The organism is Moraxella tetraodonis, from assembly GCF_022359095.1.
Classification (GTDB): Bacteria; Pseudomonadota; Gammaproteobacteria; order Pseudomonadales; family Moraxellaceae; genus Faucicola; species Faucicola tetraodonis.
Genome location: NZ_JACSYB010000001.1, coordinates 1,126,959 through 1,144,034, shown reverse-complemented (window position 1 = coordinate 1,144,034; position 17,076 = coordinate 1,126,959). Strand labels below are relative to the sequence as shown.

The 17,076-nt window shown below is 44.0% G+C and carries 13 protein-coding genes; 2 read left to right on the top strand and 11 right to left on the bottom strand.

What is annotated here, in order from left to right; genetic code table 11:
- Positions 1-189: 189 nt before the first annotated feature.
- The 9 genes from rseP to hrpA all read right to left on the bottom strand — a co-directional run bounded on the left by rseP (position 190) and on the right by hrpA (position 12,744).
- Entirely contained in the window at positions 190-1,557 is a 1,368-nt protein-coding gene (gene rseP, locus H9W84_RS05125) for an RIP metalloprotease RseP (protein WP_239742115.1), read from the bottom strand.
- Positions 1,558-1,685: 128 nt separating this feature from the next.
- Positions 1,686-2,906 carry a 1-deoxy-D-xylulose-5-phosphate reductoisomerase gene (gene ispC, locus H9W84_RS05120; protein ID WP_239742114.1) on the bottom strand — a complete coding sequence of 407 codons (1,221 nt, stop codon included), beginning with the start codon at positions 2,904-2,906 and terminating at the stop codon, positions 1,686-1,688.
- A gap of 264 nt (positions 2,907-3,170) precedes the next feature.
- The gene (locus H9W84_RS05115; protein WP_239742112.1) at positions 3,171-4,058 is read right to left on the bottom strand and encodes a phosphatidate cytidylyltransferase; all 888 of its coding nucleotides are present in this window, start codon (positions 4,056-4,058) and stop codon (positions 3,171-3,173) included.
- A 19-nt stretch (positions 4,059-4,077) separates the two neighbouring features.
- Positions 4,078-4,818 (bottom strand): polyprenyl diphosphate synthase, encoded by a 741-nt coding sequence (gene uppS, locus H9W84_RS05110; RefSeq protein ID WP_239742110.1) that lies wholly within the window; start codon positions 4,816-4,818, stop codon positions 4,078-4,080.
- A gap of 51 nt (positions 4,819-4,869) precedes the next feature.
- The gene (frr, locus tag H9W84_RS05105) at positions 4,870-5,424 is read right to left on the bottom strand and encodes a ribosome recycling factor (protein ID WP_007116803.1); all 555 of its coding nucleotides are present in this window, start codon (positions 5,422-5,424) and stop codon (positions 4,870-4,872) included.
- A 39-nt stretch (positions 5,425-5,463) separates the two neighbouring features.
- Positions 5,464-6,192, bottom strand: a complete 729-nt coding sequence (gene pyrH, locus H9W84_RS05100) for a UMP kinase (protein WP_224053785.1) — start codon at positions 6,190-6,192, stop codon at positions 5,464-5,466.
- 198 nt (positions 6,193-6,390) lie between these two features.
- The gene (locus H9W84_RS05095) at positions 6,391-6,735 is read right to left on the bottom strand and encodes a DMT family transporter (RefSeq protein WP_007116805.1); all 345 of its coding nucleotides are present in this window, start codon (positions 6,733-6,735) and stop codon (positions 6,391-6,393) included.
- Positions 6,736-6,749: 14 nt separating this feature from the next.
- Positions 6,750-8,237: a 30S ribosomal protein S12 methylthiotransferase RimO gene (gene rimO, locus H9W84_RS05090; RefSeq protein WP_239742108.1), complete on the bottom strand. Its 1,488-nt coding sequence runs from the start codon at positions 8,235-8,237 to the stop codon at positions 6,750-6,752.
- A 319-nt stretch (positions 8,238-8,556) separates the two neighbouring features.
- Positions 8,557-12,744: an ATP-dependent RNA helicase HrpA gene (hrpA, locus tag H9W84_RS05085; protein ID WP_239743669.1), complete on the bottom strand. Its 4,188-nt coding sequence runs from the start codon at positions 12,742-12,744 to the stop codon at positions 8,557-8,559.
- A gap of 247 nt (positions 12,745-12,991) precedes the next feature.
- Here hrpA and H9W84_RS05080 point away from each other — a divergent pair, with 247 nt between their 5' ends.
- Positions 12,992-13,660, top strand: a complete 669-nt coding sequence (locus tag H9W84_RS05080; RefSeq protein WP_239742106.1) for an alpha/beta hydrolase — start codon at positions 12,992-12,994, stop codon at positions 13,658-13,660.
- A gap of 74 nt (positions 13,661-13,734) precedes the next feature.
- Here H9W84_RS05080 and H9W84_RS05075 read toward each other — a convergent pair whose 3' ends face one another.
- Positions 13,735-14,157, bottom strand: coding sequence for a hypothetical protein (locus H9W84_RS05075; RefSeq protein WP_007116810.1), 423 nt, complete (start codon positions 14,155-14,157; stop codon positions 13,735-13,737).
- Positions 14,158-14,170: 13 nt separating this feature from the next.
- Positions 14,171-14,776 carry an NAD(P)H:quinone oxidoreductase gene (gene wrbA / locus H9W84_RS05070; RefSeq protein WP_060995109.1) on the bottom strand — a complete coding sequence of 202 codons (606 nt, stop codon included), beginning with the start codon at positions 14,774-14,776 and terminating at the stop codon, positions 14,171-14,173.
- Positions 14,777-15,027: 251 nt separating this feature from the next.
- Here wrbA and H9W84_RS05065 point away from each other — a divergent pair, with 251 nt between their 5' ends.
- Positions 15,028-17,049 (top strand): YihY/virulence factor BrkB family protein, encoded by a 2,022-nt coding sequence (locus H9W84_RS05065; protein WP_239742104.1) that lies wholly within the window; start codon positions 15,028-15,030, stop codon positions 17,047-17,049.
- Positions 17,050-17,076 lie beyond the last annotated feature (27 nt).

Here is a 17,076-nt window from a genome sequence, read left to right as displayed (position 1 = left end):
ACAAATGCTATCAAAAAGGGTGACTTGATTAAACTTCTAGTAATAGTTTGTCTTTGATGTGTAGCTTGTATTATCAAAGTACAAGAGATCCGTAAATAAATTTTACTGGCATAAGGTAAGCTAAATTTTGCGTAAAGTCTAGCGAAAAAACAAAACTACAAATCAATATTTTAGCCAAATTTGGGTCGATTAAAACAAGCGTGAGATATCGTTACCAATCGCCAACAGCATGAAACCTGCAAGCAAAACTAAACCAATATTCATTCCCATCATTTGTACTTTCTCCGGCATAGGTTTACCAAAAATAGCCTCATAGGCATACATGACAATATGACCGCCATCGAGCACAGGTACGGGTAATAAATTGAGCACAGCAAGGCTTAAACTGATAATCGCCATAAACGACAATACCGCTTCCCAACCGATGCTAAAGCTTTGATTGGCGACTTTGGCAATAGTAATGGGACCTGATAGGTTCTCTACCCCAATGGTGCCCGTCAACATTTTACCCATTGATTTGAGGGTCATGGCACTTAAATCGACAGTTTGATGCACGGATTTTTCGACCGCTTGGATGGGCGTATATTGAATGGTTTTTATATACTCAGGTGGCGGCGTAATCTTAGATGCGGCTGCCGCTGCGCCAATTTGTCCAAATCGATTGCCCATGGTATCTTTTTTTGCTTGTGGCATGACTTTTAAGGGGATGATTTTGCCTTGGCGCTGTACTTCAAGGGTTAATAACTGCTCGGGGCTGGATTTGACAACTTGTGAAAACGCCAGCCAATCGCTCACCGGTTGACCGTTGACACGGGTGATGGTATCACCGACTTGCAGACCTTGACGCGCGGCAGCGCTATTTGGGACAATTTCACCGACCACCGCAGGAATTTTTGGTTGCCATGGAATCGCGCCTAGACTATCAATGGGGTTGGTTGCTTTACCCGCTTCTACTTTCATAAAGCGCTGTATTGGCACGGCAACATTGGTTTGACCTTGCGCGCCATTCACCGTTAAATTAACTTGCCCCGACTCGCCCATGCGATCGGCTAACGCATAGTTAATATCTTGCCAACTTTGGATGGGTTTATTATCAACCGCAACAATTTCGTCACCAACTGTCAGACTGGTTTGACTGACGGGTGAATTGGGCAAAATACTGCCAACTTTGGTCGCCAAGACTTGGGTTGGGGTGATAAATAGCAGCCAATACAAAAAAATCGCAATCAGTAAGTTCATCACCGGACCCGCTGCGACGATGGCGATTTTTTTCCAAGGTTGCTGGGTATTAAAGGCTAAATGACGTTCGGCCGGGTTGACTTTGCCTTCTCGCTCATCGAGCATTTTGACATAACCACCAAGCGGAATCGCAGAGACCGCATAATTAATCCGCGTTTTTTTACTGGTCCAGCTTAGCAGCTTTGGACCAAACCCAATTGAATAGGTCAATACCTTAACACCGCACAGCCGAGCGACCATATAATGCCCCCACTCATGTAGCGCAACCAAAGGTCCTAGTACCACAATCGCAGCTAAAACGGTCAAGATGAAATTCATGGCTATCCTTTTGACAAAATCACAGGCTAAAAATAATTTAACTATCAATATCTTAATAAGTTATGTAGTCATTTTTAACGATTATCAACCAGTGTTGCCAACTATTTTTAAGCTTTTTTAAGCATTATTTAAGCGTTTAAATCGGCAATACATTGGTGTGCTTGTTCACGGCTTAATTTATCTACCGCCAAAATCGCTTGCAATGACCCAATCGGCTGTTTTTCGGCTTGCAATAGCACTTTTTCATTGATATCAGCAATATCGGTTAAACGAATGTCACCATTTAAAAACGCTTGAACGGCTATCTCATTACTGGCATTCAAGGCGATACACGCATAGCTACCTTGTTGCATGGCTTGATAAGCCAAACCTAAGCATTTAAACTTTTCTAAATCAGGTCGGACAAAATTTAAGCCACTTAACTTAAAAATATCTAATCGTTCCACCCCACTGCTGATACGATCAGGGTATGCCATAGCATGGGCAATGGGGGTACGCATATCAGGACTGCCAAGCTGGGCTAAAAAACTACCATCGTTGTATTCAACCATAGAGTGCACGATGCTTTGCGGATGAATGACCACTTCAATCTCAGAGACTGGCATATCAAATAAAAAACTTGCTTCAATCAGCTCCAAGCCTTTATTCATCATGGTAGCACTATCTACTGATATTTTTTGCCCCATGGACCAGTTCGGGTGCTTGACAGCCTCTGCAACGCTGGCGCGTTTCATATCATCGAGTGTTTTGTGTAAAAATGGTCCACCTGAGGCAGTTAACCAAAGCTTTTTAATACCATGGTTATCATCATGAATGGCATTGCGCTGTTGTTGCACCGCGGTAGGCAAACATTGAAAAATGGCATTGTGCTCACTATCAATTGGGAGCAATTTGGCATTTGACTGTTTGACGGCTTTAATCATCAGTTCACCTGCCATCACTAATGCTTCTTTATTGGCAAGCAAAATCGTTTTACCCGCGTTCGCCGCTGCCAGCGTTGATGGCAAGCCTGCAGCACCGACGATAGCCGCAACCACCATGTCCACTTCTGCTAGTGTGGCAAGCTCAACTAAACCTTGCTCACCAATCAAAATCTTGCAGTTTAGATGAGCCTCGCTGAGCATCTGCGCAAATGTTGCTTCCTTTTCTTTGGCAACACAAACATAAGTTGGCTTAAATTGCTGACAAATACTCAACAGTTTATCGAGCCGCGAAAACCCTGTCACCCCGACCACGTTATACAAATCAGGATGCTGACTGACGACCGATAGCGTACTATCGCCGATAGAGCCTGTTGCGCCCATAATAGCAATGTTTTTTTGCGGTATAGTATGAGTTGAAGATAGCATTACAATGACCTAGTAAGTTGCGGGCAGACGGCGGTTAAACCTAATATTTTGCGTTTACAGCGGCAAATTGCCACTGTCATAAGCATATTAACACGCGAGAAGATTTTTCAGCATCAATCAACAAGCAGTTGCGCAAAAAAGATTGAATGAAACACAAGCTTGCATTGATTAGTGAATTAAACAAATTGATATTGGCTAGATGGGTATTGAAAAATTGATATTAAGCAGATGTGAAAATTTTCGAAAGCTAAACCCAATGTAGCATTAAATTAATCCGTAAAATTTCATCGCCCAAAACCCCAATGCAAAAATTGGCACGGCTGAAAGCTGCGAATCAATACGATCAAGAATACCCCCATGCCCTGGCAACAATGCCCCGGCATCTTTGACGCCTGCATGGCGCTTTAGCATACTTTCAAATAAATCACCGAACACGGACATGATGATAGTGAGCAAGGATAAGAGCAAAAACAACCCAATAGCCATCATCGACCAATCGTTTAACAACCCAAAAGAGACGCCAATCACCACAAGCGTGCCCGTGGCAAGTCCACCTAATAAGCCTTCCACACTTTTATTGGGTGAGACGTGTGGGGACATTTTGCGTCTACCAAGTTTTCGTCCGACAAAATAAGCGCCGCTATCCGCGCACCACACCAATACAAACACATATAACAGCCACCAAGCTGAAAGTGACCACAGATAATACATCGCAGTAATGGCGGATGACAGTATAATCATACCGATGACGTATAAATGCTTACCATACCAAGCTTGCGTATTGTTGGGATAACGGCGAATCCAGCCAATCGCCACCAACCAAATCAGCGCCGCAACCAGCCAAAAAAATACCCAAGAGGCTATACTGCCAGTCAGCTTTGCCATCACCAGTAACAGACTGACAATCCCTAGCATCACAAGGGTATACATATAATCAATTGGTTTGGCAGGTTTGGTGGGAATTTGGGTGGTAGGCGGTACATAACTGCCGGGATTTTGTTCAAGTGACGGCATGAGCTTTGACCACTCAAAAGCCCCAAAGCCTGCACCGACTAACAATAGCGGCAACATCAAAATAGGCTCGCGGGTAGCAAACATCGCAGCGCCAACAATCACTAACAAAATAATGGCGGTTCTAATGCGTTCCCACATGACAATTCCTATTGATTAATTAAAAGCCCAAACCTAATAATTGCTCGCTGGTCTTACCAAATCGACGCTCACGACCCATGAAAACATCAATCATTTGGTCTAATTCAGCCGCCTTGAAATCTGGCCAAAGCGTTTCGGTAAAAAATAACTCAGCATACGCACATTGCCAAAGTAAAAAATTAGAAATGCGGTAATCACCCCCTGTACGGATTAACATATCAACGGCTGGTAAATCCGATAGTGACAGGTGGCGTGCAAAATCGTCTTGGGTAATGGCATCGGCAGTAAGCGCGCCTTGTTCCACTTGCTTGGCGACTTGGCGGCAGGCATTGACGATGTCCCATTGACCGCCGTAGCTGATAGCAATCACCAAACTCATTTTAGTAAAATGGGCAGTTTGCTCTTCTGCATCTTGCATAATCGCGCGTAAATGCGGCGTCAAGGCATCCCTATCGCCGATAAAGCGCAAAGAAATTTGGTGACGCAGCATTCGCGGTAATTGGTCATGGACGGTTTGCTCAAGCAGCTTCATCAATAACGCCACTTCATTGGCTGGGCGCTGCCAATTTTCGCTAGAAAAAGCAAACACCGTCAACGCACGTATACCAATATCCATACAATGCTCAACCAAAGGGTCTAAATTATCTTTGCCGGCAATATGCCCGCCACCGGTTGGTAGCCCATGTGCTTTGGCATATCGGTTATTGCCATCCATAATGATGGCAATATGTTGTGGCATTGCTGCCTTTGACTCAACCATGACCTACTTCTTATGACTTATGAATTGGTTCTTTTATTGGATAAATAACGATTAAACGGCCATTAACTCTGCTTCTTTGCTAGAGAGCATTTTATCAATGCTATCAATGTATTTATCGGTCATTTTTTGGATGTCGTCATTGGCACGGCGTTCATCGTCTTCTGAGATTTGCTTGTCTTTTACCAAGGCTTTTAAGGCATTGTTGGCATCACGGCGAGCGTTACGCACGGATACACGGCGCTCTTCGGCTTCATGACGTGCCAATTTTTGCATATCTTTACGGGTTTCTTCCGTCAATGCGGGTAATGGTACCCGAATCACTTCTGCGCTCATTGGGTTGAGACCCAAATCTGATTCACGAATTGCTTTGTCGACTGCCTGCACCATGCTACGATCAAAAGGCTGCACTAACAGGGTACGCGAGTCTTCAACGTTGATGCTCGCCACTTGATTAAGTGGCATCTCAGAGCCATAGTAAGACACCATCACACCCTGCAAAATACCAGGATGGGCACGGCCCGTACGTAATTTGCTAAAGGCATTTTCTAAGGCTTCAATTGCCTTTTTCATTTTGTCTTCGCCTTGTTTTTTAATATCGTTAATCATGTTGCATCCTTTTAAAACTCTGTATGTCAAATTTAGAAATTAGTAATTGATAACTTTGGTGCCTTCTGACTCGCCCATCACCACATGAAGCAGCGCGTTGGGTTTTGCCATATCAAATACTTGCAGCGGTACGTTATGCTCACGCAGCAAGGCAATCGCAGTCAAATCCATCACCCCCAATTTTTGATCCAACACTTGGTCAAAGGTGAGTTCGTCGTATTTGACGGCATCGTCGTGGGTATTTGGGTCTTTGTTATACACGCCATCGACTTTGGTGGCTTTTAGGATTAAATTGGCTTCAATCTCGATGCCACGTAAACATGCTGCAGTATCCGTGGTAAAAAACGGATTGCCGGTACCTGCGACAAACACGCACACTTCATTATTTTGTAAATAACGTATGGCGTTGCGGCTGCTGTAGTTTTCAGTCACTTCACCAATTGGTAAGGCTGACATCAAACGGCATTTGATATTACGGCGCTCTAGGGCGTCACGCATCGCCAAGCCATTCATCACGGTCGCAAGCATACCCATTTGGTCGCCTGTGACACGGCCCACCAAGCCTTGTTTTTGTAGCGCAGCGCCACGATACAAGTTGCCACCACCGACCACGATACCCACTTGCACACCCAATCCTACCAAGTGCGCAATCGCAAGACTCATGTTGTCTAATACGCCTGAATCAATCCCCATATCATTTTTGCCTGCCAGGGCCTCGCCAGAGAGTTTGAGCAAAATACGTTGGTAACGGGGAGCTTTATCAGACATGGTTGACCTCTTGTTGGCTGTTGGATAACAAATAATGCAAATGGCGAAATTTTAACAAAATTAACGGTTTTTAGATAGTGTAAAGATAATTTCAACAGTCATTTTAATTTTTACCCTGCTCTCACCTTGAAAATTCAGTCAGCTTTAGCCATTAAACTGTTAAGGTACTATATTAATGTTTGGATTATTAAAACGTGACTAATGCGTGGCTGAATGAGAAAACAGATTAATCACAATCACACCCAATACAATTAGACTCATTCCCGCGATGGCGGGTAAATCCAATTTGTTACCCAAAATAAAGTACCCAATGATAGCGGTCAACACAATACCTACCCCTGACCAAATGGCATAAGCAATCCCCAGTGGTATGATTTTGATGACTTGTGAAAGAAGATAAAAAGCAATCCCAAAACAAATCATGGTGATAATAGTGGGCAAGGGTTTGCTAAACCCCTCTGATTTTGCCAAAAAAGTTGAACCAGTAACCTCACTAACAATCGCAATTGCTAAAAAGCAATACGCTAACATTGATTGAGACATGACAATTGTTATCCTTATAACAGTTCACCTGTAAAACTGGCAAAAAGGTCATACTCATTGGCTTCATCAATGGTGACGGTCAAAAATTCACCGACTTTAACCGATGCATCAATATTATCCACATACACGTGACCGTCAATTTCTGGCGCATCGGCATAGCTACGGCAAATGGCGATATTTTCTTCTTCATCAATCTCATCAACCAGCACTTTTAAGGTTTTACCGACTTTCTCAGCCAGTTTTTCGGCACTGATTTGTTGCTGTAGCGTCATCAGTCGTTCATAACGTTGTTGTTTGATAGCCTCTGGCACAGGGTTCGGCAAGTCGTTTGCCGCCGCGCCTTCTATTTCTGAATAGGTAAACGCCCCTACTCTGTCTAATCGCGCCTCTTTGAGCCAGTCAAGCAAATATTCAAAATCTTCTTCTGTCTCCCCAGGGAAACCCACCACAAAGGTGGAACGAATGACAATATCGGGGCAAATCGCGCGCCAAGTTTTGATACGCGCCAGTACGTTTTCGCTATGCGCGGGGCGTTTCATGGCTTTGAGCACATTGGGGCTAGCATGTTGGAATGGGATATCAAGGTATGGCAGTAGCTTGTCTTCACTCATCAGTTTCACCACAGCATCAACATGCGGGTAAGGATAGATGTAATGCAAACGCACCCAAATGCCCAGACGATTGAGTGCCTCGCACATATCGTAAAATTTGGATTTGATGGGCATGCCATTCCAAAAACTGGTTTTGTATTTAAGATCTACGCCATAGGCTGAGGTATCTTGCGAGATGATTAATAGCTCTTTGACGCCTGCGTTTTTGAGCGCAGCCGCTTCAGTCATGATACTGTCAATCGGGCGACTAACGAGGTCACCACGAAAGCTTGGGATAATACAGAATGTGCAACGGTGGTTACAGCCTTCGGATATTTTGACATAAGCATAATGTTTTGGCGTAAGCTTAATGCCCGCATCATTGATTAGGTCAATTTTTGGGTCGTAAGTTTTTGATGGTTCAGGTTTGGGCACATAATGCGACACGGCATTGACGACTTCTTCATAGGCATGTGCGCCAGTCACCGCAAGCACGGCTGGGTGCATGGTTTTGATTTTTTCGGCATCTTTGCCAAGGCAACCGGTGACAATCACCTTGCCGTTTTTGGTAATTGCCTCACCAATGGCGTCAAGCGACTCTTGCACCGCAGATTCGATAAAGCCACAAGTATTGACCACCACCAAGTCTGCGCCATCATAGTCACTGGCGACTTGGTAGCCATCACGGCTAAGCTCGGTGATAATGCGCTCGCTATCCACCAAGGCTTTGGGGCAGCCAAGCGAGACAAAACCAATCTTAGGCGCTTTTGTCGTTACTATATCTTGAGCCAGTTGGTGCGCCGTTTGGCTGGCGCTTTGACCTAAAGTACGGTTTTCATTATGATTGGCTTGATGGTGGGTGGCAGGTTTATTGGTAGACTGGGGATTAAAAACTTGCGGTTGGCTTGGCATGACTTTCACTTTTAAAAAATTTAATCTGACTATTTTACTAAGTTTTGCTGTTTTTACCAAATCAACTTTTTAATTTTTCATCAACTCAAATTAACTGTATAGGTAAAAATTTCAAATGCTAAAAAAATTAATCTATTGTTCATAACCTATTGTTCGTAAAACCCCTATCAACTGTAGCACTCCCCATCATGACTACTCAATATGAGCCATACCCTGCAAAAACACTATTGATCATGATTTTAGTTCAAACAAAGTTTGTAAAAATTATTTTAAATCAATATTTTATAAAAAATCCGCCAAATTTTGACGGATTTTTTTATTAACCATTCAACTCATCCCACAATTTTTCTAGGCGTTTATCCGACACAGGCACACGGGTTTTCATCGGCTGGGCAAACAGCTGAATCCGAAACTCCTCAACCAACCAACGATACGGCATAATTGTCTCATCATTACCCTTAACAGATAGCCTCTCCATGTGTTTATCAAGCTGATACACGGCATCGAGATCGGCATCCAAATTATGCTCAAGCCTATCAAGTCGCACCAACAACGCCTGCAAATAACGCGGATATTGCTGCCAATCTTGATAACTCATGCGATACACAAAGTCCGACAAACTCAAATCATCGAGCTGGTCTTCGATATCTTCAATACTTTCTTCAAAAATATCACGGTCAAGTAACAGCAGTTTTTGGCGAACTTGCTGCCACTGCTCATACACCGATTTTAGCTGGGCTAATACACTTTGACCCACGCTCAAGAAATTGGCAAGCACAACGGCTTTGGCTTGGTTAAATTCATCCAAGGTCAAAGGCAACTGATTGATGGCAATCACCAACTCTTTATCATGAATCCCTGCCGTGAATTTTTCATGGTCAAACTCTGCAACAAATTTTTCAAAAGCGGCATCAAGCGTGGCATGAATCAGCAAATCTTTGAGTCTATCAAGCTCACCAAGCGGCGCAAAGGCAAGTTTAAAGTTTTTATCAATTTGGCTGGTAAGCTGTCTGGCTTTCGCTCCGAGCTCATTGCCGATTAAGGCAAGTAAGCCTTGACGGTGTTTGTTGAGTGCCACACTGACATCGGTAAATTGCTGAATAGACACAGCATTCTTATCGCTATAGCTTGGCTGTCCATCAGCAACCAGTGCCGAAAACTGCTTGATCATCACGCCTGCACTGTGGCGGTTTTGCATAAAGTTAAAATGCTCGGGAAACTCGCTATGTACACCTTTACCACTGGCAACGGCTTGACTTGTGGTGACCTGATGGCGCAGTTTTAATGCGTCAATATCTCGCCCTTTTTCAATCAGGCGGTTTTTGTCATCGACCAACGCAATTTGTGGCTGCAAATAGGTTTCAACCTCGCTTGGGTTAAAGTCTTTTGGCTCTACAAATTGATTGTTTGCCCCACGCACGCCGCGCTGGTTTAAGGCTTGGCACAGTTGCCTTAGCAGTCCACCATGATGGTTTTTTTCAAGCGTGTCAAAAATTTGTTTGGCGGTATCGGGCACGGGCACAATTTGACGGCGAATATCTTTGGGCAACGTCTTTAATAGCTGCAAAACCAGCTCATAGCGCCACCCTGCAATACCCCATAATAATTCAACCGCATCAACCTGTGGTAAGGCAACGAGCGGGACTTTAATGGTCACGCCATCATCGTCGCTGGTCGGGTCAAAAATATACGACAGGGGTAGTTTCAGATTACCCAATTGCCACGTTTCTGGGAAAGCTTGGGTAGCGGGTGCTTGTTCATTAAGTACATCTTTATCACTAAAAAATAAAAACTGTGGGTCGGTTTTTTCTACTTCTTTTCGCCAATCTTCAAATACTTTGCGACTAGCGATATGCTCAGGCACTCGCTTGGCATAAAAGTCGTATAATTGCTCTTCATCAACCAGCAAATCTCGACGTCGCAGCTTATCTTCAATCAAGGAGACATCAGCGACTTTATCTATATTATGCTGCAAAAATGGCGGCAATTTGCCCTTTTTATTATCCCCTGTGGACGGGGCATTCAGATTGCCCAAGACCAAGGCATCTCGCAAAAAGATTTCTCGAGACTCGGTAAGGTTGACCCGCTCATAATTCATCAGTTGTTTGTGTACCACAATCAGACCAAACAGGCTGATTTGGGCGTATGCCTTGACATGCCCCGTTTTGGCTGACCAATGCGGCTCAAAATAATGGTATTTGAGCAAATCCCCTGCCATCGCCAATATCCACTCTGGCTCGATTTTGGCAGCGGTACGCATAAACACCTGCGAGGTCTCAACCACCTCAAACGCCATCACCCATAGCGGATTTTGTTTAAACAAGGTACTGGCAGGAAAAATCTTGGCTTTGTGCTGACGCGCGGTGACATACTCGCCGCGTTTGGCTTTGATTAGCTTGCCGCTTTTATCGAGATCATTGACTTTTTGGGCAATAAACGACAGCAGACCCGTGAGCAATGCTCGGTGAATAGGCACATAACTGGCTGGCTCTTGGTTGATGGTTAATTTTAAACCATCAACCATTTGCAACAACTGGCTATGGGTTTGTTGCCATTCACGTAAGCGCGGCGAGCTTAAAAAATGTTTTTTGGCAAAGCTTTTACGTTGGCTATTGGTTAATTTGTCGTTTCCATACGGGCTTTGCGCGATTGGCGTGGCTTCATCGTCTAGCGTTGCATTTTTTTGACCGTCAATACCACCGCTTTTAAATCCACCGCTTTTAAATAAAGCCCCATGAATTGCCTGCCAAAGACTGAGATAAAATAAAAAATCGCTGTCGGCTTGGCGAAATAATGCGTGTTTTTGGTCGGCTTGGGTTTGCTTATCGCTCGGGCGTTCTCGAGGGTCTTGCACTGACAAGCCCGATACAATCACCAATAGTTCTTTTAAACAACCATATTGCTCACCTGCAATCAGCATACGTGCCAAACGAGGGTCTATGGGCATTTTTGCCATCATTTGACCGACTTTGGTAAGCTGATTTGGATGGCGTTTGGATTGACCTTTGCTATTGTTATTAGATGTGCTTAGGCTATTTTCAGTTTTTTTGGTGGCAATCGCACCCAATTCTTCTAATAGTTTACGCCCATCATTGACCAGTCGATTGTCAGGGGGCTGGATAAAGTCAAAGTTTTCTACCTCGCCCAGACCCAAGTTTGCCATTTGCAAAATCACCGACGCCAAGTTGGTACGCAGAATTTCAGGCTCGGTAAATTCAGGACGGCTGGTAAAGTCTTCTTCTGAATATAAACGGATACACACGCCCGCCGCGATACGTCCACAGCGACCTTTTCGTTGATTGGCGGCAGCTTGGCTAATCGCTTCAATCGGCAAGCGTTGTACCCGCGAGCGATAGTCATAGCGTGACATCCGAGCAAAACCCAAATCAATGACGTAGCGGATATTGGGCACGGTCAAGGCAGTTTCGGCAACGTTGGTGGCGATGATAATGCGACGTCCGCCTGTCGGGTGAAAAATCTGCTGTTGCTCGGCAAAACTTTGACGGGCGAATAACGGCAAAATCTGGGTATGACGGGGGGCGTATTGGTTTAAAATATCTGCCAAATCATGAATTTGCGCTTCTGTTGCCGCAAAAATCAAAATATCCGCTTGGTCAGCATGCCCTTTGCTGGCAGCGTCTTGGTAGCACTCTTCCACCGCTGCGGTAATCGCTCGCGGCAAGTTATCTTCCACATCATCAAAGCTGTCATCATCCGAACCTGTGACAATCTCCTCCGTCAACGGACGGTAGCGCACTTCCACGGGATAACTGCGACCTTCAGCCACAAACACAGGCGCGGGCGTCGCTTTTTTGGTTTTACCATCAACGCTAGAAAAATACTGGCTAAACCTTGCTGTATCGAGCGTTGCCGATGTGATAATCACCTTTAAATCGGGACGTTTTGGCAATAGACGCTTGAGATAACCCATGATAAAGTCGATATTAAGACTGCGCTCATGGGCTTCATCAATGATAATGGTATCATAGCGGCTCAAAAACTTGTCATGCGCCATTTCGGCAAGCAAAATACCGTCGGTCATCAGTTTGACAATGGAATCCGATGAGCCTTGCTCAGTAAAACGCACTTTAAAGCTCACTGTCTGTCCGAGCGTTTCCCCTAATTCTTCAGCAATGCGATTTGCCACACTACGCGCCGCTAATCGTCTTGGCTGTGTGTGTCCGATTTGCCCTGTTACCCCTCGCCCTGCGAGCATGGCAATCTTAGGTAATTGGGTAGTTTTGCCTGAGCCTGTCTCCCCTGCCACGATGATGACTTGGTGGTCTTGGATGGCTTTGATGAGTCTATCGGCTTGTTGGCTGACGGGCAAGTCTTCGTTTAGATGTATCGTTGGCAGACTGGCAATACGGCTTTGCACCCTGTCTTGCGAGTGTTTGAGTTGTTTTTGGTAGCGATCAAATCTTGACCTATAGTCTTCGCTTTCTTTGTCTTTGATTTGTTTTAATTGTTGGGCAAGGCGTGATAGATAATAGCTGTCTTTTGCCATGACAGGTAATTTCACACCATGGTGCTTGTCTGTTTGAGGTTTGTCTAGTTGAGGGTCATTTAATGGTACAGCAGTCGATATAAGTTCTTTCATTCACTTAGGCTATTCTTATGGTAAACATTGCCTAGATAATGTGGTATGAATAAGCTAAAATCAAGCGTTATCCCTATTTTTAAGCTATCGGCTAATTATTTTTATGACAATTAATTTTTATGACATTTGTTAGTTTCACATGAAAGGAGAATTTATGAGTTTATTAAAAACGGTTGAAGTCATTCACAATCCCAACAATCTACCGGTTGATAGAGCGGTGATTTGGCTACACGGACTGGGCGCAAATGGTCATGACTTTGAGCCGGTCGTCCCTGACTTGGGACTCGATGGCAAACATGGCATACGGTTTGTATTTCCTCACGCCCCCGCCATTCCTGTAACCATCAACCAAGGTTATGTGATGCCAGCTTGGTATGATATTTTGGAAATGTCGCTTGAGCGCAAAATCGACACCGCACAGATTGAACAATCCGCCCGCTCGATTGGAGAATTAATCAAGCGTGAAGCCGAGCGCGGTGTATCGCCTGAGCATATCGTGATTGCTGGATTTTCACAAGGCGGTGCGGTCGCCTATCAAACCGCGTTAACCTATGACAAACCATTAGCCGGACTGTTAACCCTATCGACTTATTTAGCGACCAAAGACAGCCTAACTTTAAGTGATGCCAATAAAAATCTAAACATTGCCATTCATCATGGTACACAAGACCCTGTTGTCCCAGTACAGCTTGGGCAAGAAGCCAAAGCATGGCTTGAGTCAAAAGGTTATCAGCCGCAGTTTTACAGCTATCCAATGGCGCATCAAGTGTGTATGCCGCAACTCAAAATTATCGGTAAATGGCTAAATGATGTGTTGGCCTAACGATGTTTTAGCATAATTTTTTAGCCTAAAAAGAGCGTACGTGACTTGGTGACTTGGGTACGCTCTTTTGGCAATTAGCCATTCATTTTTGGCAGTCGTTTTAACAAAATAAATAACCAGTAATTGACCCATCCTAGCAAAACAAAATCCACCAACCAAACCGCCATCAATCCCCAATGCGTTTGATACCCGTATTTTAGTGCAACCATACCACTGCCCCCCAAATATACAAAAGTAAGCATACTTAGCAGCAGTAGCGCGTATGGGCTTTTGCCTTTCACGATATAAGGCGTTGATAACAGCGCAGGTATCAACCACAAAGCTTGCCAAGCAATCCCGCCGACCATAGCAGGCTTTGCACTTGCCAACCAATGCGTCAATAGCGGTACTGCCAGCAATCGAAACCCCAGCCAAACCCACCATACTATGGTTAAGCGGCGGTGGATGGGATAAATGGGTTTGGGGGCAGATAGTGAGTGCGAGTCTTTTTCTCTCATAATGCTTGTTTTCTCATAACGCTTGTAATGCCTTGGCAATTTTGGCTAGACGTTGACCTTGGGCGATGGCTAATGTTTTTTCGTCTGCGCTCATGATGTGATCATGCTTTGCGCCACTGACATGGCTTGCACCATACGGGCTTCCACCTTGGCTCGTGGTATTGAGCGCAGGCTCACTATAGGGAATTCCCACAATTACCATGCCATGATGCAGTAGCGGCGTCATCATACTAGTCAAAGTCGTCTCCTGCCCGCCGTGCATGGTACCCGTACTGGTAAATACAGATGCCGGTTTGTTTTGCAAATCCCCCGCGAGCCAAATTGTGACGCTATTATCCCAAAAATACTTCATCGATGCTGCCATATTGCCAAAATGGGTGGGGCTGCCGAGTGCCAGTCCTACACAGTTTTTTAAGTCATCCATGGTGGCGTACAGGTCACCCTCATCAGGAATACTTGGCGCAACTTTTTCAGTCTCGCTACTGACCTTGGGTACGGTGCGAATCCGAGCGGCTATGCCTGTGCCACTATCTTCAATACCTTGTGCGACCAGATACGCCAAATCTTTGGTAGAGCCATTTTGGCTGTAATACAAGACTAAAATATAAGGTTGACTCATGGTTTTTTCTCACATCAATTTTGATAATTGTTACGTCAAGCTAGTTTGGGTGAATAAATTTTGATGAATGAATTTTGATGGCAGGGTCAAGGCAATCTACTAGCCAGATTGCCAATTGCAAAACACCAAAACTGTTCACAGTAATTCAATAAACAATTTTTTTGAATATGATACCATACTGCCATACAATCACTGCCTTTTTCGCCGATTTGATGGTCAAACTTTGAAATTTTTTATCAATAAGAACTACTATGAATGAACTCATTGCCAAACTAAAAAAATTATCCATTTTTCAACATAAATGGGTACAGTTTTTGATGTATCTTATCAAAAATTTTATCGATGATAATTGTAGCCAAAAAGCTGCATTATTGACTTATACCACGCTGCTGTCTATTGTGCCGATTTTAACCTTGTTGGTGGTGATTCTCTCCACCATTCCGCAGTTAGCAGAAGCGCGTGAGCAGATTCAAAACTTAATATTTAGCAATATTTTGCCCAGTACCGGATTACAGGTCACCAAGTATCTCAACCAATTTACCAGTAATTCATCGAACTTAACCATCATCGGTGTGGGTATCTTATTTTTTACCACCATTTCCACTTTAATGACGATTGAAACCGCGTTTAACCAAATTTGGCGCGTTGAAAAAAAAGAGACCAGCTGGCTCAATCTTGTGCGTTATTGGGTGATTATTACCCTGTTGCCTATTGTGCTTGCGTTAGCGATGATTGTCTCGAGTACCGTTCAAAGTTTGAGTTTTTTAAATCAAAAGATTGGTGGTTATGGGATTGACTGGGCGATTTGGGTACAAATCGGCTCCATTGCAGTTATGCTGATGGGTCTGGTGGCCATGTATTGGTTTATCCCGCGCTGCCAAGTACGTTTTAAACATGCGTTGGTTGCCGGTGTTGTGGTTGGGATTATCTTTGAAATCTTAAAACTCACCTTTGGCGTAATTGTCGATAACTTTACCAGTTATAAAGCGGTGTATGGGGCATTTGCAATTTTGCCGTTATTCTTACTTTGGATTTATATTTCTTGGAATATCATTCTGCTTGGGGTGCAAATCAGCTATTGTTTGACCATTTTTGAGACCAAAGAAATCTTCCCACGTCATGCCTTGTTTAGCTTGATGGATATGTTAAACGTGTTATACCGTGAGCATAAAAAAGGCAATGTCGTCACCGAAGCTGGTCTGCGTGATGTGCTAGGTCGCCAAGAGATGCCAAATTGGTACACTTATATTAGCTTTTTACAAGATAACAATCTCATCACCACCAGTGACAAAGATGAATATGTGCTTAAACGCTCGCTCGATGATTATAGTTTTTGGGATTTTTATCAAAATATGCCTTATCCTTTGCCGCATGAAAAGGATTTGCGAAAACTTAAAAATAACGCGCCTTGGACTGTGCAGTGGATTAATACCTTAGCCCGTGGTGAAGCCATGCTCAAATATAATTTTGATATATCGATGGCAAGTATTTTTGATAGTATCGCACCGCGTCAGACCCCAAATGCCGAAGACATCGAGCCAGATACAGGAAAAAAAGACAAAGGTAAAGGCAACAAACTAGCCGGTCAACGTGAAGGTTCAGGTCTATCAGGCGGTCAAGTCAGTGACGTGGTCAATGAAGATAAACGTATCAAAGAAACTGACGCCGAGCAAGCGACTGGCTTTGATGGCACGCTTGATTTTAAAGGTCAAGGTAGCTTATCGAGTCAACCGCGTGATTTTAATGCCTTAAATAACGATGAGTTATCGGATGAATTATCACATGAATCATCAGTTGCTAAGCAAGGTCATGATAACCAAAAACACTTGTCAAATGATAAGGGGTTAGATGATAAACATCCGCTAAAGACGCTTGAAGAAAGTAACAGTGAATACGATAGTCATAGCGAAAACAAAGCGACGCCCTCATCCACACAAAGTGGCAATGCCACAGACGAGCATAAATTTGCGATTGATAATTATTTGAATGCCAATAATTTTGACAATATGCGTTGGGACATCAGTAACCTAGATGACACGAGTTTTAGCAATGAAATTACCACCACCCAAACAGTCCAATCAAAAGTCCTAGCGGATGATGACAAACCAAAAGGTGATAATACAGCGGTAATGGCTAAAATTCGTCAGATTGTCCCGGCTAGTGTACTCGATAGCCCGTACAATCCTTTCAATTTCATCAAATCAAAAATTGCAGCCAATGCGAGCAAAAAATCCCCGCGTATCATTACCGAAAAAGATAAACCAGATAGCTAAACCAGACAGCTAGTTTGGCGAGTAAAA

Coding starts and splice junctions, on each gene's coding strand:
- pyrH (WP_224053785.1), bottom strand. CDS start 6,192: ATGTCTGATAAAGCTCCCCGTTACCAACGTATTTTGCTCAAACTCTCT.
- rseP (WP_239742115.1), bottom strand. CDS start 1,557: ATGAATTTCATCTTGACCGTTTTAGCTGCGATTGTGGTACTAGGACCT.
- hrpA (WP_239743669.1), bottom strand. CDS start 12,744: ATGGCAAAAGACAGCTATTATCTATCACGCCTTGCCCAACAATTAAAA.
- H9W84_RS05095 (WP_007116805.1), bottom strand. CDS start 6,735: ATGTCTCAATCAATGTTAGCGTATTGCTTTTTAGCAATTGCGATTGTT.
- rimO (WP_239742108.1), bottom strand. CDS start 8,237: ATGCCAAGCCAACCGCAAGTTTTTAATCCCCAGTCTACCAATAAACCT.
- uppS (WP_239742110.1), bottom strand. CDS start 4,818: ATGGTTGAGTCAAAGGCAGCAATGCCACAACATATTGCCATCATTATG.
- H9W84_RS05115 (WP_239742112.1), bottom strand. CDS start 4,058: ATGTGGGAACGCATTAGAACCGCCATTATTTTGTTAGTGATTGTTGGC.
- wrbA (WP_060995109.1), bottom strand. CDS start 14,776: ATGAGTCAACCTTATATTTTAGTCTTGTATTACAGCCAAAATGGCTCT.
- H9W84_RS05080 (WP_239742106.1), top strand. CDS start 12,992: ATGAGTTTATTAAAAACGGTTGAAGTCATTCACAATCCCAACAATCTA.
- H9W84_RS05065 (WP_239742104.1), top strand. CDS start 15,028: ATGAATGAACTCATTGCCAAACTAAAAAAATTATCCATTTTTCAACAT.
- frr (WP_007116803.1), bottom strand. CDS start 5,424: ATGATTAACGATATTAAAAAACAAGGCGAAGACAAAATGAAAAAGGCA.
- ispC (WP_239742114.1), bottom strand. CDS start 2,906: ATGCTATCTTCAACTCATACTATACCGCAAAAAAACATTGCTATTATG.
- H9W84_RS05075 (WP_007116810.1), bottom strand. CDS start 14,157: ATGAGAGAAAAAGACTCGCACTCACTATCTGCCCCCAAACCCATTTAT.